Source organism: Escherichia sp. WS3063, from assembly GCF_046486595.1.
GTDB classification, from domain to species: domain Bacteria; phylum Pseudomonadota; class Gammaproteobacteria; order Enterobacterales; family Enterobacteriaceae; genus Escherichia; species Escherichia coli.
Window position 1 is genome coordinate 85,747 of record NZ_JBJQKY010000006.1, and the last position, 19,699, is coordinate 105,445.

Consider the following 19,699-nt stretch of genomic DNA (forward strand, 5'->3'; position numbering starts at 1 on the left):
ATGTATAAACCATAGATCATTGGTGATTTTATTGTTAATTTATTGTGAAATATTTATGCAACACAATTATTACAATGAAAAGGTATAGATAAAAAACCAGTGTTTTATTTAACAGAACCGCCTTATCCACTTTTTATAATACCAATTGATTAGATTAGCCAATTTGTTGCTATTTTACATAACATATTTTTATCAAAGTTAATTGATTGTTGCCTTTATGAGCACCGGCCGTAAGCCCGTTATGTTATTGTTTCATTAGTAATAATCACTTAAATGTATCGATGAAACAGGTATGACTTAGCGGGAGTGATTGTTTCTGAGTGAACAGAAACCACTTTCGCCTGATAAATGAAAAATGAGCGATTTTTGCAAGTTAGTTTTTCTATAGCCGAGTACGCTCAGCGCCTCGCTTGATTACAATGAGGTTGCTGCTATGAGTCCTGATAATATCGGTTCGGCTGTCAATCGCTTCTCAGGTTGGCCATCTAATGATCCTCTAAAAACAGATAACGAATCAATGACATCACCCGTGACTGTGCAGGTAATAAAGATGATTGCCGCCATCCTTGACCCATATCGGATAGTCGTTGGAATCGATACACTTTATACAACGCAGCGCGAAACATTTACCTCAGAGAGTCAACAGCTCATTGAATCAGCATTGCAAACACTTCATGTGATAAATTTAAATAACCTGGAAACAAATCTCGATGAGGACGGTCACTATCTGGCTTTTGGATATAACGTTGACACTCCTGACAGAATAACCGTTTCTGCTTATAATGAAAAAAAGCCTGGCTGCTATGGCCAATGTCTTTTAATACAGGATGACGAAACAGACTTATTTAACCTGATAAAAGTTAAAATTTTTGAAGCCAGGCATAATTATGTCGCTCAATTGATGAGCGATCCGGAATTTATGTTCAAATTTAGTTATAGCGCTCAACAAAATAGATTAGAACCTCATCTTCTGGTTCCCACTTATTTCCCTCTAAAAACAAACGAACCGGTTACGCAAGAGGATGTACTGTTACTTTATCGTTTCTTTAAAATGGATGGTGATTTTAATATATTAACATCAGATGAATACATGAGTATCATGACACCTCTGATGAAGTGTGAGCGCAGCATCCACGACCACAACAGGTATGTGACGGGCAAAGATACCCTTCTTCTGGACTATCCTCCTTCTGGTAACCAGATATATTTCCATATTTTTCCTGACGAATCAGCAACACTAGTCCTTTATTTTTCAAACAATGACATTGAATGTTTCGTCTTTGAAAGAGATATTCCGAGCCAGTATCGCTTTTTCAAAATGTTTACCAATCTGGCACTGGTTATTGATCAGTTAACCGATGCCAATCAAATACTTTAATTTTTATATATTCCCTGTGGCAAATATTGCTAAACAATGCCCGGGGATTAATTTTTATTACTCACGGAAAGATTTAAATAATGATCCCATCTCAAATCTCTTTCAACACCCTTCCTGTCAATGCAACATACGCTTCAGAGACAACAGTTGACACACAAAAATTCTCTGACATCCTCTACTCAGCGGGGTGTTCCCTAAAGGATCTGGCTTATCTGAGCAGATGTCTGGCATCAATACATCCGACTATCGCCAAAAACATTTATGAAACAGAAAATCTCAGCGATCAAAAATTACTACATATTGATTGCCGTAGTACAAATGAAATCAAGATAAATATCTTTTTTGGTCAACAACGAGAAGGATTAATTGAAATTAATTCTGACACTGTCATTTTTTCGATATTGTCTTCATTAATTGACTCCGCCATTTCTAAATTTCAACACCAAATCCCCGTTAACGGTTCAGTTAATCGTGAACTATTGTATGAGGATTATACTGATTAAATCCACCCAGTCGCGAAAATGGCCTGCGTTATTGCCAGAGGTAATAAAACCTTTGATTAACGTTACTCATACTGGTAGCACCTTCATGTACCTCTCTTTTTTACGAAAAATCAAAAGAGCTAACTAAGGTCATAATTCGCATGAATCATTAACCATTTGTTATTTTCAACATTATTTTTACATTAAGCAGAGATGAATTGCAGTGAAATTCGACTTAAATTTTATGAAATGCATTTACTCATGGCTAAACCCATATCACTAAAATGCAAATTAGAAGTAGATCACAAATACCTCAATACACCAAATCAAGTTAATTTTAAAAATTTAACATTCATGACATTAGTTGACATAACACACTGAATTAACATGAGAATTTAACAACATACTTTAAACAATCATTTCCCGAAAGACATTTTGAAAATAGATCAATTGCAACATTACGGTCAGATAAAGACACTCCTGTGATATTAAACCTGTGCCGTTATGAACGGCCATAAATACGACGTGTGTAACTTATTTTACTCTCTGTCTTACAAAGGATTACCCATGAAGAAAGCAACACTTGTGATTGGCGTTATTGGCGCGGACTGCCATGCAGTAGGCAATAAAGTTCTGGACCGCGTTTTTAGCAACCATGGCTTCAGAGTCATTAATCTGGGCGTAATGGTCAGCCAGGACGAATATATTGATGCGGCCATTGAAACTGGCGCTGACGCGATTGTCGTCTCCTCTATCTATGGGCATGGCGATATCGACTGTCTGGGCATGCGCGAACGCTGCATCGAGCGTGGACTGGGGGACATCCTGCTCTATGTGGGCGGTAACCTGGTGGTCGGAAAACATGACTTCGCTGACGTGGAAACCAAATTCAAAGAGATGGGATTTGATCGCGTCTTTGCCCCAAGTCATGACTTAGAAGATGTTTGTCAGCTGATGGCACACGATATCAACCAACGTCATGACGTTGATACTCGTATTCTTGAAGAGGCAATCTGATGCAAATCGTCTCTGTCGATATTGGATCGACGTGGACCAAAGCAGCCCTCTTCGCCCGGGAGGGGGATGCGTTAACGTTGGTTAACCACGTACTGACCCCAACCACCACCCATCATCTGGCGAAGGGGTTTTTCTCCAGCCTGAACCTGGTGTTAAACGTAGATAATGCCCTCCCCCTGTTTAACAACGGTGAGGTTGCATTGAAGTATTCCTCCTCTGCCAAAGGTGGGCTGGCGGTTGCCGCAATGGGATTGGTGCCTTCTATCACCCTGGAAACCGCGAAAGTAACCGCTCACTCTGCGGGGGCTAAAATTGCGCAATATTACGCCTACAAGCTGAACCGCCGTGATATCCAGGCACTGGAAGAAACGCAGCCCGATATTCTCTTGTTCACCGGCGGCACCGACGGCGGAGAAGAAAGCTACGGCCTGAATAACGCCCGTGTGCTGGCAGAATCCAAACTCGACTGCGCCATTATTTATGCCGGAAACCGGGATATTCAGGACGAGGTGCAGGAGATCCTAGGGCATAAAGACCTGACCATCGTCGACAACGTTCTGCCCGATCTTGACCATCCGAACCCTTTAGCTGCACGCCAGGCTATCTGCGACATATTCCTTAAACGCATCGTTAAAGGGAAAGGGCTGGATGTCGTTGTTGATAAAACAGGCGAAGAACCAATGCCGACACCGTGGACAGTCTTTGAACTGGTTAAGGCAATCAGTAATGTCGATCACAGCTGGAAAGAGTTCATGCTGATCGACATGGGTGGCGCAACCACCGATGTCTATTCCGCCTGTGCCAACACGCTCTCGCCCGACACCGTTTTACACGGCGTACCGGAACCCTTCGTGAAACGGACGGTGGAAGGCGATCTGGGAATGCGCGTCTCGGCAATGGTGGTTGGTGAAAGTGCGAAAGAGTTAGTCAATGTGAATTTTGCTCAGCAACCCGCACAGCTGGACGCTTTTTATCATTACCTCCGTCATCTAGTCGCTCATCCCGACTACTTACCCGCGAATGCAGAAGAAAAATATTTCGATACCGTCCTGGCCGGACTGTGTGTGGGTTATGCCACCGAAAGACATGCGGGCACCAAAAAAGAGGTCTGCACCTGCGTCGGCAATGTCGATTTACAGATGGGACGTGACCTGACAACCGTGCGTAAAGTCGTCGGATCCGGCGGATGGCTCTCGCGTGCCAGTCAGTTCGATATGCATCACTGGTTGAAATACCGCGAGTTAAACGACGACGGTAAACGCATTCTCTTACCGACCGAATTTGAATATTACCGCGATTCCCGGGGGCTATTACCACTGCTGGCAAACGTCGCCAGAGTCGATCCGCTGGCCGCCGCGCGCACCAGTATTCAATGCTTAACCCTATAACAATTAAGGCTGCAATCAATGGAACTTCGAAATAAGAAATTAACCCATGACGAATTCATGACCGAGCGGCAACAGGTACTGAAAACCTGGGAAACCGGCAAGGATGTTGAAAACTTTGAAGATGGCGTTAAATACCAACAAACCATTCCTGAGCATAAACGCTTCTCTCTTGCCCTGCTGAAAGCAGACAAGGAAGGTAAAACTCTTAGCCAACCGCGCGCAGGCGTGGCGCTGATGGACGAACACATCGAACTACTGAAAACACTACAAGAAGAGTGCGATCTGCTGCCGAGCACCATCGATGCATATACCCGTCTGAATCGGTACGAAGAAGCGGCTGTAGGGATTAAAAAATCCATCGAAGCCGGAACCTCTAAACTGAACGGTTTACCGGTCGTTAACCACGGCGTCGCAGCTTGCCGTCGCCTCACCGAAACTCTGCAAAAACCGCTACAGATCCGCCACGGCACGCCAGATGCGCGTCTGCTGGCTGAAATCTCGATGGCCAGCGGCTTTACCAGTTATGAAGGCGGCGGCATTTCCTACAATATTCCGTATGCCAAGCGCGTAACGCTGGAAAAATCGATCCGCGACTGGCAGTACTGCGACCGTTTAATGGGGATGTATGAAGAACACGGGATCCGCATCAACCGCGAACCGTTTGGCCCACTAACGGGTACCCTGATCCCGCCGTTTATCTCGCACTCTATCGCGATAATCGAAGGCTTGCTGGCGCTGGAACAGGGTGTGAAATCTATCACCGTTGGTTATGGACAGGTCGGCAGCCTGACGCAGGATGTTGCGGCGATCCAGTCTCTGCGTGAACTTGCACACGAATATTTTCAGAGCTATGGCTATACCGACTATGAATTAAGTACCGTGTTTCACCAGTGGATGGGCGGCTTTCCGGAAGACGAATCGAAAGCGTTCGCTATTATCTCCTGGGGCGCAGCCGTCGCGGGGATGTCTGGTGCCACCAAAGTCATCACCAAAAGTCCGCACGAAGCCTGGGGCATCCCGACTGCCGCTGCCAACATTCAGGGGCTGAAAGCCTCCCGCCAGATGCTCAACATGGTCAACGAGCAGAAATTCCCGCCGTGCCCTGCGGTTGAACTGGAAATTGAACTGATTAAGAGCGAGGTTCGCGCGGTACTGAATAAAGTGTTCGAACTGGGTAATGGTGATATTGCGCGCGGTACGGTGCTGGCATTTGAAGCGGGCGTACTGGATGTGCCGTTTGCGCCAGCCGCCTGCAACGCGGGCAAAATTCTTCCGGTCCGTGACAACACCGGCGCGATACGCGTACTGGAAGCCGGAGCCGTTCCATTGCCAAAAGATATTCTCGACCTCCACCACGATTACGTTGCGGAACGCGCACGCTTTGAAGGACGCCAACCGACATTCCAGATGGTTGTAGATGACATCAATGCTGTATCCCACAGTAAATTAATAGGAAGACCATAATGAAAATAAAACAGGCTCTGTTCACCGCTGGCTACTCCTCATTCTATTTCGATGACCAGCAGGCGATAAAAAACGGAGCGGGTCATGACGGCTTTTTTTATACCGGGGAGCCGGTAACACAGGGGTTTAACGCCGTTCGTCAGGCCGGGGAGTGCGTATCAGTACAGTTGATTCTGGAAAACGGCTCGGTCGCCGTAGGTGACTGTGCTGCCGTACAGTATTCCGGGGCAGGTGGTCGCGATCCACTGTTCCTCGCTGAGCACTTTATTCCGTTCCTCAACGACCATATCAAGCCATTACTGGTAGGCCGCGATGTGGATGCTTTCCTGCCGAATGCCCGTTTCTTCGACAAATTGCGTATTGACGGCAACTTGCTGCATACCGCCGTGCGCTACGGATTATCACAGGCGCTGCTTGATGCTACCGCGCTGGCAACCGGCCGTCTGAAAACTGAAGTAGTTTGCGATGAATGGCAGTTGCCACGCGTGGCGGAATCCATTCCATTATTTGGTCAGAGCGGGGACGATCGATATATCGCCGTCGATAAGATGATCCTTAAGGGCATCGACGTGCTGCCCCATGCACTGATTAATAACGTCGAAGAGAAACTGGGCTTTAAAGGTGAAAAACTGCGCGAATATGTCCGCTGGCTGTCGGATCGTATTCTGAGCAAGCGCACCAGCGCACGCTACCACCCTACCCTGCACATCGATGTATACGGCACTATCGGTCTGATCTTCGATATGGATCCGCTTCGCTGTGCGCAATACATCGCCAGCCTGGAAAAAGAAGCGCAAGGCCTGCCGCTCTACATTGAAGGGCCGGTCGATGCCGGTAACAAGCCCGATCAAATTCGCCTGCTGACCGCGATTACCAAAGAGCTGACGCGCCTCGGTTCCGGCGTGAAAATTGTGGCCGATGAATGGTGTAACACCTACCAGGATATTGTTGATTTCACTGATGCCGCCAGTTGTCACATGGTGCAAATCAAAACCCCGGATCTGGGCAGTATTCACAACATCGTCGATGCGGTTCTTTACTGCAACAGCCACAGCATGGAAGCGTACCAGGGCGGCACCTGCAATGAAACTGATGTCAGTGCCCGCACCTGTGTCCACGTCGCCCTTGCCGCTCGCCCTATGCGTATGCTGGTAAAGCCAGGGATGGGCTTTGACGAAGGCCTCGATATCGTCTTCAACGAAATGAATCGTACTATCGCGCTGTTGCAGGCTAAGGATTAACAAATGGCTCGTTCTTTTAAAGTCTTATCGCCAACGGCAATCCTCGGGTATGGATTCCCGGAAGAGAGCTTCCGCAAAGCGATGGCAGAATCGCCCGATCTGATCGCCGTTGATGCAGGCTCTTCCGATCCTGGCCCCCACTACCTCGGAGCGGGCAAACCGTTTACCGATCGCGCAGGGGTCAAGCGCGATCTGCGCTATATGATCACCGCAGGCGTGCAAAATAATATACCGGTGGTGATCGGAACAGCTGGCGGTTCTGGTGCCGCACCACACCTGGAGTGGTGCCGAGAAATAATTCATGAGATTGCCCGGGAAGAGCGACTCGTGTTCTCGATGGCGCTGATCCCGGCAGACGTTGACAAAGCCATCGTCCACCAGGCGCTGGATAACGGCAAAATCACGGCGCTGGATTTTGTCCCGCCGTTAACCCACGACGCGATTGACGAAAGTACGTATATCGTTGCGCAAATGGGCATCGAACCCTTCCAGCGGGCGCTGAAAGAAGGCGCGCAAGTGGTGCTGGGCGGGCGCGCTTACGACCCGGCCTGCTTTGCTGCGCTCCCGATCATGCAAGGCTTTGATGAAGGTCTGGCGCTGCATTGTGGGAAAATCCTTGAATGCGCGGCAATCGCCGCAACGCCCGGCTCAGGCTCTGACTGTGCGATGGGCATCATTGATGACAACGGCTTTACGCTGAAGACATTTAATCCGAAGCGTAAATTTACCGAAACGTCAGCGGCTGCACACACACTGTATGAGAAATCCGATCCCTACTTCCTGCCTGGACCTGGCGGCGTGTTGAACCTGAAAGGCTGCACATTTAAAGCGGTCAATGACGGCGAAGTGTACGTCAGCGGTTCTAAGCATGAAGAAACGCCGTATGCCCTGAAACTGGAAGGTGCGCGACGGGTGGGCTTCCGCTGTCTGACCATCGCAGGAACGCGCGACCCGATCATGATCGCCGGGATCGATAAAATCATCGATGAAGTCAAAACCAGCGTTTCACGTAACCTGTCGCTCGACGATGACAGCATTCGCATCAATTTCCACCTGTACGGCAAAAACGGGGTGATGGGCGACCATGAACCGATGCAAACTGCCGGGCATGAGCTGGGGATTGTCCTTGATGTAGTTGCACCGACCCAGGAAATTGCCAATAGCGTTTGCTCGCTGGTGCGCTCTACCATGCTGCACTACGGCTATGAAAACCGCATCGCTACCGCAGGCAATCTGGCGTTCCCGTTCTCCCCTTCTGATATCCAGGGCGGGCCGGTATACGAATTTTCCATATATCACCTGATTGAAGCCAACGACGCTCTGCGTTTTGATTTCCATATTGAACAGGTGACGCCAGAAGGAGTTCAGGCATGAAACAGTCAATTGTCTCACTGGCGCAAGTCATTCGTTCGAAAAATGCCGGACCTTACGAACTGGTTTTAGATATTTTATTTAAAACGAAAGAAAACTATGAGCGAGTTAAATCATCAGGGCAATTAACCCCAGAACTGATTGCGCGCTTATATCATGTTGAACCTGACTTTATTCACCGTATTGTCTGGTTTGATCCTTCTAACGCAGTAAAAATCGTCATGCCACGAGATATTATCTCCGGGAATGTAGGTGACAATGATGTCTATGGTGCACAGCAACATGCACCTTTATTAAATATGAGTTTCGATTTGTAAAAATCCGAATACTTTTAGCCAACTGACATCCCGTCACTTATTGCAGTTCAACACTTCAGCTATTTGTAAGGTTGTAATAGCAGGTAGATGCCTGAATCTCTATTCAGGCATCTACTTCTCCTGATTCTGATTTATCGCCGTGCACCTGATGGAGGAAAAAATGAAGAAAATAAGTTTAACCACGATGATTCTTTTGGCGCTGGTACTTGGAATGATTATCGGCGTAGTGCTCAATAACACTGCTTCACCGGAAACCGCAAAACTCTATGCGCAAGAAATATCGATATTCACGACGATTTTCTTACGACTGATAAAAATGATTATCGCTCCGTTAGTGGTCTCTACCCTGGTGGTAGGTATAGCTAAAATGGGAGATGCCAAAGCCCTTGGTCGTATTTTTTCTAAAACACTCTTTTTATTTATTTGCGCCTCATTGCTGTCAATTGCCTTAGGCTTGATAACGGTAAATTTCTTCATGCCAGGCACAGGAATTAATTTTGTTGCACACGGTGCCGAAACCACCGGAGTGGTCGCGTCAGAACCCTTTACACTAAAAGTATTTATTTCGCATGCTTTCCCCACCAGCATTGTCGATGCCATGGCACACAATGAAATTTTGCAAATCGTGGTGTTCTCAATTTTCCTCGGCTGTAGCCTGACGGCGATTGGTGAGAAAGGCAGCGCCATCGTTCACGCCTTAGATTCGCTGGCACATGCCATGTTAAAGCTCACTGGCTACGTCATGCTCTTCGCTCCCCTGACCGTATTCGCCGCTATTTCAGCATTGATTGCTGAACGAGGACTGGCAGTTATGGTGAGCGCCGGGATCTTTATGGGTGAATTTTATTTCACCATGTTGTTACTTTGGGTGCTGCTTATCGGTCTGGCCATCGTTTATGTCGGCCCCTGCATCAGACGCCTGACCCGTGCCCTTTCGGAACCCGCCCTGCTGGCATTTACCACATCCAGTTCTGAAGCGGCTTTTCCGGGAACGCTTGAAAAACTGGAGCAATTTGGCGTTTCCCCCAAAATTGCCAGCTTTGTCTTACCCATTGGCTACTCATTTAATCTCGTTGGATCAATGGCCTACTGCTCCTTCGCCACAGTTTTCATCGCCCAGGCCTGCAATATCCATTTATCCATCGGTGAGCAAATCACCATGCTGTTGATCCTGATGTTGACCTCGAAAGGAATGGCTGGCGTACCACGCGCCTCAATGGTGGTTATCGCCGCCACGCTCAACCAGTTCAATATTCCGGAAGCGGGGCTGATCTTGCTGATGGGCGTTGATCCGTTCCTTGATATGGGGCGTTCCGCGACAAACGTCATGAGCAACGCAATGGGCGCTGCGATGGTGAGTCGGTGGGAAGGCGAACATTTCGGCGAGGGCTGTCGGGGTAAAGCATTAAAACCCAATGAATCGAACGTTGCTCTGCCCTGAGGGGGATCTTAAGCAATCAGAAGCCAATGACTACGCATTTTTATAAGCCGGATCATGAAGTTAGACGGCAATTAAGTAAAACTAACGTTTAAGGTGAAAAGTGAAATATGTCCAAACCATTTATCTGGCAAGAACCGTTTCTACAAAATAAAGACGGTACAGAATATACATTAATTAGCGATCAACATATTACAGTAACGGAATTAGACGGCGAAGAAGTGATAAAAATCGCTCCTGAAGCATTAACGCTGCTTGCCCGGCAGGCATTTTATGAAGCCTCTTTTTTCTTACGTTCCGCTCATTTGCAACAGGTCGCCAGCATTCTTAACGATCCGCACGCCAGTAGTAATGATAAATACGTTGCGTTGCAGTTATTACGTAATGCTGAAGTCTCAGCAAAAGGGGTATTACCCAACTGTCAGGATACCGGCACCGCAACTATTGTTGCCAGTAAAGGGCAACAGATATGGACCGGAGGTAACGACGCTGAAGCCTTAAGCAAAGGCATTTACACCACTTTTCAGGAAAATAATCTGCGCTTTTCACAAAATGCGCCACTGGATATGTATACCGAAGTCAATACGCAAACCAATCTACCGGCGCAGATTGATATCAGCGCCGTCGCTGGTGATGAGTACCATTTTCTCTGTATTAATAAAGGGGGCGGCTCTGCCAATAAAGCCGCGCTTTATCAGGAAACCAAATCCCTATTGCAACCAGAAAAACTGACCGCATTTTTAATCGAAAAAATGAAATCGCTGGGCACCGCTGCCTGCCCGCCTTACCACATCGCCTTTGTCGTCGGAGGGCTTTCAGCCGATCAAACCTTAAAAGTTGCCAAGCTGGCCTCAACGAAATATTACGACAATTTGCCCACCAGCGGAAACGAGCAAGGACAAGCATTCCGTGATATTGAGCTGGAAAAAGTATTGCTCGAGGCCAGTCAGCAATTTGGTATTGGTGCGCAATTTGGGGGTAAATATTTCGCTCATGATATTCGCGTCATTCGTCTGCCGCGTCACGGTGGCTCTTGCCCGATAGCTATGGCGCTCTCCTGTTCTGCGGATCGCAATATCAAAGCAAAAATTAACAAGCACGGTATCTGGCTGGAAAAACTCGAACACAATCCGGGGCAATATATTCCAGCCTCACTGCGGGAAGAAAATCACGCGCAACATGTACAGCTGGATCTAAACCGTCCGTTGCGTGACGTGATGCAGGATCTCGCCAGATTACCGGTAGGCACCCGCGTGTCGTTAAGTGGTCCCATCGTAGTGGCGCGCGATATCGCCCACGCCAAAATAAAAGCGCGGCTGGATAGCGGCGAACCGATGCCGGATTACCTGAAGCATCATATTGTCTATTACGCTGGCCCGGCGAAAACACCGGAGAACATGGCCTGCGGTTCACTGGGTCCAACCACGGGCGGTCGAATGGACGGTTATGTCGATACCTTCCAGGCGGCTGGCGGCAGTCTGGTGATGTTATCGAAAGGTAACCGCAGCCAGCAGGTCACCGATGCCTGTCACAAACATGGCGGCTTCAATCTGGGGAGTATTGGCGGTGCAGCTGCGTTACTGGCGCAAGAATATGTCAAAAGTCTGCGTTGCCTGGAATACCCGGAGCTGGGTATGGAAGCGGTGTGGATGATGGAAGTGGAAAATTTACCCGCATTCATCCTGGTAGATGATAAAGGCAATAATTTCTTTAGTCAGTTTGAGCAGCAACACCGCTGCGCCAGTTGCCCTGCGGGACATTAAGGAAAATGAATGGAAGCGCGAATTTCAACTGAACGGCATGTGCAGCGCCAGCAGAAATTGAAGGAACAGGTCGATACGCGCGTCGCGGCGGCGATAGAGAAAAAAGGGATTTTGATTGTTTTCACCGGCAACGGCAAAGGGAAATCCACTGCCGCGTTTGGTACTGTGACGCGCGCGGTGGGTCATGGCAAAACGGTGGGGGTTGCGCAGTACATCAAGGGGCAATGGGACAACGGCGAATACAACCTTCTCCAACCGCTGGGGGTTGAGTTTCATATTATGGGAACCGGTTTTACCTGGGAGACACAGAACCGGCAAGCGGATATCGACGCGGCGAAAGAGGTCTGGTCGGAAAGCAAACGGATGCTGGCTGACAAGCGTTACGACTTAGTGGTGCTTGATGAGCTGACCTATATGCTGGCTTACCATTATCTGGACACCGAAGAAGTGATCGCTTCTCTGCAAAACCGCCCGGCACAACAAAGTGTCATTGTCACCGGACGCGGTTGCCACAGTCAGATATTAAAAATGGCGGATACGGTCAGCGAAATCCGCCCCGTCAAACATGCTTTTGATAACGGCATTCAGGCGCAGCCGGGTATCGACTGGTAATAACTGCGCCTGGCATCCCGCCAGGCGCAGGTTTTACATCTCCTGCGGTACGACCGATTTCGCCAGCAACCATTCACGAAATTGCTGCAAGTGCGGTGAGTCAGACTTCTCTTCCTGCCACGTCATAATAAAACGATTACCGGTACGAATAGGCACATCACAGGGAATCACCATATCGCCACTATCCAAATCATGTTGAATAGCGAACCGTGGTAACAGCGCCACGCCGAGATTAGAGCGCACGGCGGCAATCAGCATTGAAAGCAAATCGAAACGTGGTCCGTTATTGACCAGCGGACTGCTAACGCCAGATAAAGCAAACCACTCTTCCCAGCCAGTAATACGGGTGCTTTGATGCAGAAGTGGTAACTCAGTAAGCAGTTCTGCCACTGACAGTTTTTGATCGGACATTGCAAGCAAACTGCCGCTGCATACCGGCAAAATCTCCTCATCAAAGAGATATTCTACTTCCGCCCAGGGCGCGCAAAAATTTTCGCGCATAATGACAGCATCGTACTCCCGATTAAGAAAATCGCCGTTATTAGCTAAAGAATGAATATTAACAATAATATCGGGATGTAACTTTGTGAATTCATGTAAATTTGGGATTAACCAGTGGGTACTAAAAGTAGGATTAACGGCAAGTTCAATAACCTGAACCGTAGGCTGCCAGGTCATAATGGTATTGGTATCGCGTTCCAGCTTATTTAATGTTTCTTTTACTATCCCCAGGTAATACTTCCCTGCATCATTAAGAAAAATGCGTTTTTTAGAGTGTGAAAATAACGGAGTACGTAAAAATTCCTCCAGCGCACTTACTTGTCTGAATACTGCACTTTGGGTTAACGCTAACTCCTCTGCCGCTCTGGTATAACTTTCATGACGTGCGACGACCTCAAAAGTCACCAGCAGTTCCGTTTTAGGTATTTTTCCTCGCATAATGCCTTCCCTTAAAAATAGTTGAAACTATCAAAAAACCATTACTTATTGCTAAGTAATGGCAACCAAAGCAGCAATCAATATTTTATAAAAATCATGTTCGATATTTATAACCTGGTAAGCCTGGCGTGACAATTGTCTCAATCAGACAATAATAATCCGAAAAGCAAAACGCCCTTCGGATTATTATGATTCAAGTTAAGTGAAGATTATTAAATTGATAGCAATTATCATATCTATGGATATTATGACAAACAATCAACAAAAATTTTATTTTTGATTTATAGCATATCCTTCTAAGAATTTTTGCGAAGCTGCAATATCTGGGGTAAAGACCCGATCCTGGTCGACAAACGGCACGACTTTTCTGTATTCGGTAAACATTGCTTTGGTGGATTTCCCTAATGCCAGTTGTGGATCGGCCTGCAACCGTAAATCGAGAGCCTGTGCGGAATGCATCAGTTCAATGCCATAAATCACGTTCAGATTATCGACAACCTGTTTCAATCTTCTGGCCGCGTGGTCATTATTGGCACCGGTATCTTCTATACCTCCGGCAACCGGTTGAATATCGAAAGAAACCGGGTTAGCGAGATCGACATTTTCCGCATGCAGCGCAACAAACGGGATATGTAATGAACCGAAGCCATGACCTTTATTACCTGCTGCCGACAGGAAGCGTGACAAACCGGTAAAGTGATCATCTTCAAGATGCAGCGAGCGGCGCATACTGTTATGTGAAACATGCACTAACGCCACGGTCAGACGCTGGGTGGCAAGCGCAACCGGTAACGATTCGAAATTCGCCGTCGGGAAGATCCCACCGCTGATTGCCCCATCTTTAACAAAATATTGCGCGACCTGACTGGAGTCCTGATACGCTTTGTCTGCATTCAGCACGGTTGCCGGGTTGTCATCGGAACTGTTGATCTGCACGGTAATGGTATCTTCAGCATCGCGCAACGCGCGCATTGCCTCAGAAATGGTATACACCGTCGTTCTGAACGATAACGGATCCTGCAATGCACGTTTGTCATGCTTATGCCATAAATAAGAACCACTTAACGCATCGCGAATCTCTTTAGCGGAATCAGCCAACTGCGGGAAAGGACGCACGGCGATCGACTGCGGCAGTACCGGCGCGACATTGCCATTCAACGCTTCCAGACTCATAGCGAAAACCACCGGGCTGACATTCAGCAACTGACGTGCCGAACGAACAGCTTCGATAGCGTAGGCTGTCCCGACGCTGTTGTTCGATAAAATCGCCAGCATATCTTTACCCTGCGGTACCAGTGGCTTAAGTCCCACTTTCGCCAGCGCGTCACCACCGCTCATTTGCACGCCATTTACTCGGGCTTTCCATTCCCCCATCATCACCAGACCAACGTGCGAAGCGAGCATAATATCCGCTGCGCCGATACTTCCCCGCACCGGAATTAACGGTGTAACGCCGCGATTAATAAATTCGGCATACAACTCGGCAATATAAGGCTGTGCGCCGGTTTGCCCATGCAGCATGGTATTTAAACGTAATACCATTGAAAGGCGTGCCAGATAATCCGGTAACATCGGACCAACGCCCGCAGAATGGGCGCGCAGCGCGGCAGCATTAAATTTTTTCGACGCGTCAATCACCTCAGGCGTTAAATTTCCTTTGGCATCAAATATGGGCTGATCTTTATTTAGCCCCACGCCCACGGTTAAGCCATAAACAGGCGTACCTGAATGCGCGGCAGTCATCACCAGATCATAACTTTTTTCCATGCGCTCCATGGCGTTCGACGCGATTTTGACGCCGTTATCACCTAATGCAATTGACCAGGCCTGGTCAATGGAAAGATGTTCGCCATCCAGCGTAATGGTTGATTTCGCCATCGCAATGGAGCAAACGCTCCAGAGCACAACGGTGACAGTGACTCTTCGTATCAATCCTTTCATTGTGTTTCCTTATCATGATGAGTTTAACAACGGGTTACTGCGACAACGTTTTAATTTGTTCTATCTGTTTTCCCCCGCCGGACAATACTGGTCACCAGGCGAGCGGCAACTTTCGCAGTTAAATTATCGCGGTCCAGGTCCGGGTTAAGTTCGGCAATATCCGCAGCAATCAACTTCTCGCTACCGGCGATTAAATTCACAATGGCTTCAGTAATATTTAACGGCACGCCTAACGGTGATGGAGCAGAAACACCGGGCGCCTGATAACCTGGTAAAACATCGAGACAAATCGTTAAATAAATGGCGTCACAAGCCTGAATATCTGCCGAGAGCGCATTAGCGATCTCATGCAAACCACGTTCAAATTGCAGAGATTCGTCCAGCCAATAACGCACACCGAGACAATCAGCGCGATCAAATAACGCCTGAGTATTGGCAAAACGACTTATTCCCAGCACGCGATAATGAAACGGTTTGCCATGCTGCGCGTTCCACTCTTGCATCTGACGAAACGGCGTACCTGAATTGGCTTGTTCCGCCATCCGTAAATCAAAATGCGCGTCAAGGTTCACAATCAGTAACCGCTGAATATCCGGACGCGACTGCATAATCCCCTGAAATGTTCCCCACGCCACTTCATGACCGCCCCCCAGAACCACCGGTAAACTGCCGCGCGCAATGGCTGTAGATACGTTAGCCGCCAGACGATTTTGTGCGGATTCCAGCGCGTGGTCCTCGCTTTGTACATCGCCCATATCGAAAATAGCGCCTTCACAGAGCACTGGCATATTTCCCAACATGCTGCGCAACGCGCCCGGTCCGCCTGCTGCACCCGCTCGCCCATCATTACGTTGCACTCCGTCATCAACGGCAAAACCAATCAGCGTACAACCGCCGTGGCTTTGTTCACTAAACGGTTGCACATGCTGATGCCAGCGAGTGCTGATGCCGGTTTCCTGCGAGTCAACACGCCCACTCCACGGCAAAAATGTTTGCTTCATTACCAACTCCTTTTTCCGCCGACAATAAGCCCCTGGCAAGGCTGATGCCCAAACCAGTAAGCCAGTTCACGTGGATGATTAAGATCCCAGACCGCCATATCCGCCCGTAATCCCGGTGCAAGTTCACCCCGGTCAATAAGTCCAAGTGCCTTTGCCGCATTACGCGTAACGCCCTGAACGGCTTCCAGCGGCGTCATGCGAAACAGCGTACAGGCCATATTGATCATCAATGGCAATGACATATTGGGAGACGTTCCGGGATTATGGTCCGTGGAGATAGCAATCGGCACACCTGCGGCCCGCAGAGCGACAATCGGCGGCAGATGGGTTTCGCGCAGGAAGTAATAAGCACCGGGAAGCAAAACCGCCACTGTTCCAGCCGCTTTCATGGCGGCGATCCCCGACTCGCTCAGGTACTCCAGATGATCGCAGGAGAGTGCAGAAAACGCCGCTGCCAGCGCCGCGCCTTGCTGGTCAGAAAGCTGTTCGGCATGCAGTTTTACAGGTAATCCATAGCTTTGCGCTTTACTGAAAACGCGCCGTACCTGCTCTGGAGTAAAGGCGATGTTTTCACAAAAAGCATCAACTGCATCAATCAGCCCCTGTTCATGCAACACGCACATCCAGTCGCAAAGCGCCGTAATGTAATCATCACTGCGCCCGGCAAACTCTGGCGGCAGGCTGTGCGCCCCGAGAAACGTAGACTGAATATGTAACCCGGTAGATTGCTGCAAGCGGCGGATCACGCGTAAACAACGTGCTTCATCTTCCAGCGTTAAGCCATAACCCGATTTGATTTCAAGCGTACTGACGCCTTCACGTTGCCAGTTTCGCAGTCGCTGCGCCGCCAGTTCAAACAACTGTGTTTCGCTGGCTGCCCGCGTGGCATTAACCGTAGATAAGATCCCGCCGCCCGCTCTGGCGATATCTTCATAAGCCACGCCTTGCAACCGCATCTCAAACTCGTTCGCCCTCTGGCCGCCATACACCAGATGTGTATGACAATCCACCAGACCGGGTGTCAGCAACTTACCCTGTAGATCGTGTTCCTCTGTAATATCAGCCGTCAGTTCACGGGGGATCTGCGTGGCCTTCCCAAGCCAGACAATCGAGTCACCACGGCTGATTAATGCCCCCTTTTCAATCACTCCCCAATCGTTAGCGGAAAGCGTCGCCAGCGTGGTATTTCGCCAGAGCGTTAATGCACTCATAAGGATTTTTCCCCTCGTAGATAATAAAGCCACCAGCCCGCCAGCTCACCGACGGAGACTTTCTTCCGTGGTACGAAACGCCAGGGCCTGCCATCAGGTGCAACCAGCCATAACAACATATTTGCCGCGACAAACACCCTTTTCTTGCCGCTTATCCACTCCCCTTCACACAGCGTGAACAGGCCCGCTTGCGCAAGTGACGGAGGACGCCAGTCAACGGCACTTTGCACCCGCAACATCCCCGCATCGCCTTCCCGCGCCATAACATTCAGATCGCGAACCCCGCCGCCCAGCAGCTGGCAATCAGGCATAGCTTCTCCAGGGAAAATTAAGGCGGGATCGTGACGTTGCAGGTTGATGATCGAATCGGCAAACGTTAGCTTCACCCCTTCCCCGTCGAGAATCGCGAGGCCACGAACCACGCCAGGCCACGCTGAAAAAGAGCCATCCTGACTGACATTCGCCATACTGATGCGCAACAACCAGTTTTCATCATCGGGCCAGGCAAGCAGCTGTCGGGTAAACCCCCCGCCGTTGCGCCACGGTTGCAGCGGCTTATCCATTGCAGAAATCAGCATCGGTTCCATATTAAGACTCGGGATAAATCGTATAAGCAGGAACGCAGGTGGTGCGTTTGGCCCACGGGTAATAGATAACGGCGGTAATTAACAAGCCGACAATCCAGGAGATATCCGCCCCATCCATCAGGACAGAAATGGGTCCCTGATACAGTTTTTGATTCAGGAAGGGGATCTGCACCAACACGCCTACGCCATAGCACGTCAAAGCGGTTTTGTTATACGCGCCATAACGCCCTTCCGGGGTATAAAGTGCCGGAATATCGGTTTTACCTTGTGAGATGAAGTAGTAGTCGATGAGATTAATGGCGCTCCACGGCACAAATACCGTCAACAGCAGCAGAACGAAGTTTTTGAAATTATTCAAAAAATCTGCGCTTGCCGCCAGCGCGACGACCATCGACAACAGCACGAACCCTACAACGTAGGCAGCACGAACACGCTGTGAAACCTGACTGCGATTATTAAAGGCGCTGACGGTCGCCAGAATCGACATAAAGCCACCGTAGGCATTCAAACAGTTCACCGTCAGTTTGCCGCAAACAATCACCGTATAAATCAGAATGGCGAAGGTGGGTCCGGCTAACTCACCCATAAAACCAACCTGATCCTTCAGGAAGTTAGCACCACAGGCCGCAACAAGCACGCCAAACGTCATGGCACATTGCGCGCCAAGCGTGGTTCCCAGAAAGGTGGCAAAGAAGATTGATTTTGCTGGCGTATCAGAGGGTAAATAGCGGGAATAATCAGAGGCGTAAGGGGCAAACGTTAATTGCCATCCGGCAGAGAGAGCAATCGTTAATAAAAAGACCGACAGACTAAATGGCTTTTGACCAAATGCCGCAGCCACATCGTAGTGACCGCTAAGTTGAGTGGCCAGGTAAATAAACCCCAGAATACTTAATATCCCTGCAACACGGCCAACGACGTGAATAAGTTTATAACCGACCAATGCGATCATCGCGGTCAGCATGCCGAAAATAATAATTCCGGTCGATGCCGATTCGAAACCAAATATCCGGTTAATCGCCTGACCGGATAATACTGTACCCGTCGCGGCAAATCCAAGGTACATAATAATCACCATCAGTAACGGTAGCGCCGCTCCTTTAACGCCAAAGCGGATACGACTGGAGATCATCTGGGGTAATCCCAGCTTTGCCCCCTGCGACGAGTGCAATGCCATTACTGCACCACCAATAATATTACCGATTAATAAACCAATTATTGCTGACATGGCTTCGGAGCCAAAAATAATCGCTAACGCGCCGTCCACCACAGCGGTAATTTGTAAGTTAGCACTTAGCCATAAAGTAAACTGACTGGATGGCGAGCCGTGGCGAGCAGACTCAGGAACGGCGTTAATCGTATTTGATTCTAATACTGGCTTTTTACTGCGGATAGGGCTGCTTGATTCCATGAAAAAGTCTCCTGCAAAATGAGAGGTCATTTTTTGAAACAGCAATAGAGGGTCGGGAGATATTTCTCTCGACGATGTAAAAATATTTTTTGATAATTATTGTTATACAGGCGAATTATTCTCCGCCTGTATTAGCGC

At 48.7% G+C, this 19,699-nt stretch carries 17 protein-coding genes; 11 read left to right on the forward strand and 6 right to left on the reverse strand.

What is annotated here, in order from left to right:
• The first annotated feature begins 433 nt into the window (after nt 1-433).
• From ACJHYW_RS07990 to cobO, 11 genes are all read left to right on the forward strand, one after another.
• On the forward strand, nt 434-1,378 hold the full coding sequence (locus tag ACJHYW_RS07990) for a hypothetical protein (protein WP_001361288.1): 945 nt from the start codon (nt 434-436) through the stop codon (nt 1,376-1,378).
• An 80-nt stretch (nt 1,379-1,458) separates the two neighbouring features.
• Entirely contained in the window at nt 1,459-1,881 is a 423-nt protein-coding gene (locus ACJHYW_RS07995; protein WP_000613114.1) for a hypothetical protein, read from the forward strand.
• A gap of 546 nt (nt 1,882-2,427) precedes the next feature.
• On the forward strand, nt 2,428-2,877 hold the full coding sequence (glmS, locus tag ACJHYW_RS08000) for a methylaspartate mutase subunit S (protein WP_000710397.1): 450 nt from the start codon (nt 2,428-2,430) through the stop codon (nt 2,875-2,877).
• Nucleotides 2,877-4,265, forward strand: a complete 1,389-nt coding sequence (gene glmL / locus ACJHYW_RS08005; RefSeq protein WP_001167695.1) for a methylaspartate mutase accessory protein GlmL — start codon at nt 2,877-2,879, stop codon at nt 4,263-4,265. The genes glmS and glmL overlap by 1 nt, the downstream gene beginning before the upstream one ends.
• A gap of 18 nt (nt 4,266-4,283) precedes the next feature.
• Nucleotides 4,284-5,729: a methylaspartate mutase subunit E gene (locus ACJHYW_RS08010; protein ID WP_000423321.1), complete on the forward strand. Its 1,446-nt coding sequence runs from the start codon at nt 4,284-4,286 to the stop codon at nt 5,727-5,729.
• Nucleotides 5,729-6,970, forward strand: a complete 1,242-nt coding sequence (locus tag ACJHYW_RS08015; RefSeq protein ID WP_000695043.1) for a methylaspartate ammonia-lyase — start codon at nt 5,729-5,731, stop codon at nt 6,968-6,970. Before ACJHYW_RS08010 ends, ACJHYW_RS08015 begins: the two co-directional genes overlap by 1 nt.
• Before the next feature lie 3 nt (nt 6,971-6,973).
• Nucleotides 6,974-8,344, forward strand: coding sequence for an acyclic terpene utilization AtuA family protein (locus ACJHYW_RS08020; RefSeq protein ID WP_000124272.1), 1,371 nt, complete (start codon nt 6,974-6,976; stop codon nt 8,342-8,344).
• Nucleotides 8,341-8,658 carry a DUF4387 domain-containing protein gene (locus tag ACJHYW_RS08025; protein WP_000813947.1) on the forward strand — a complete coding sequence of 106 codons (318 nt, stop codon included), beginning with the start codon at nt 8,341-8,343 and terminating at the stop codon, nt 8,656-8,658. Before ACJHYW_RS08020 ends, ACJHYW_RS08025 begins: the two co-directional genes overlap by 4 nt.
• Nucleotides 8,659-8,818: 160 nt before the next feature.
• On the forward strand, nt 8,819-10,099 hold the full coding sequence (locus ACJHYW_RS08030) for a dicarboxylate/amino acid:cation symporter (protein ID WP_000724204.1): 1,281 nt from the start codon (nt 8,819-8,821) through the stop codon (nt 10,097-10,099).
• 107 nt (nt 10,100-10,206) lie between these two features.
• On the forward strand, nt 10,207-11,859 hold the full coding sequence (locus tag ACJHYW_RS08035) for a class I fumarate hydratase (protein WP_000042468.1): 1,653 nt from the start codon (nt 10,207-10,209) through the stop codon (nt 11,857-11,859).
• A 9-nt stretch (nt 11,860-11,868) separates the two neighbouring features.
• The gene (gene cobO / locus ACJHYW_RS08040; protein WP_000388207.1) at nt 11,869-12,471 is read left to right on the forward strand and encodes a cob(I)yrinic acid a,c-diamide adenosyltransferase; all 603 of its coding nucleotides are present in this window, start codon (nt 11,869-11,871) and stop codon (nt 12,469-12,471) included.
• A gap of 33 nt (nt 12,472-12,504) precedes the next feature.
• On the opposite strand, the gene ACJHYW_RS08045 is transcribed toward cobO, so the two are convergent.
• From ACJHYW_RS08045 to ACJHYW_RS08070, 6 genes are all read right to left on the reverse strand, one after another.
• On the reverse strand, nt 12,505-13,410 hold the full coding sequence (locus ACJHYW_RS08045; RefSeq protein WP_001214263.1) for a LysR substrate-binding domain-containing protein: 906 nt from the start codon (nt 13,408-13,410) through the stop codon (nt 12,505-12,507).
• Nucleotides 13,411-13,680: 270 nt separating this feature from the next.
• A complete protein-coding gene (hutH, locus tag ACJHYW_RS08050; RefSeq protein ID WP_001361287.1) occupies nt 13,681-15,351 on the reverse strand; it encodes a histidine ammonia-lyase in 1,671 nt (556 codons plus the stop codon).
• Between the two features lie 50 nt (nt 15,352-15,401).
• Nucleotides 15,402-16,352: a formimidoylglutamase gene (gene hutG / locus ACJHYW_RS08055; RefSeq protein ID WP_000814579.1), complete on the reverse strand. Its 951-nt coding sequence runs from the start codon at nt 16,350-16,352 to the stop codon at nt 15,402-15,404.
• A complete protein-coding gene (gene hutI / locus ACJHYW_RS08060) occupies nt 16,352-17,563 on the reverse strand; it encodes an imidazolonepropionase (RefSeq protein WP_001275369.1) in 1,212 nt (403 codons plus the stop codon). Before hutI ends, hutG begins: the two co-directional genes overlap by 1 nt.
• Complete coding sequence (locus tag ACJHYW_RS08065) at nt 17,560-18,150, reverse strand: HutD family protein (protein WP_001361286.1); 591 nt, start codon at nt 18,148-18,150, stop codon at nt 17,560-17,562. The genes hutI and ACJHYW_RS08065 overlap by 4 nt, the downstream gene beginning before the upstream one ends.
• Nucleotide 18,151: 1 nt before the next feature.
• Complete coding sequence (locus ACJHYW_RS08070) at nt 18,152-19,561, reverse strand: cytosine permease (protein ID WP_000446075.1); 1,410 nt, start codon at nt 19,559-19,561, stop codon at nt 18,152-18,154.
• Between the last annotated feature and the right edge of the window lie 138 nt (nt 19,562-19,699).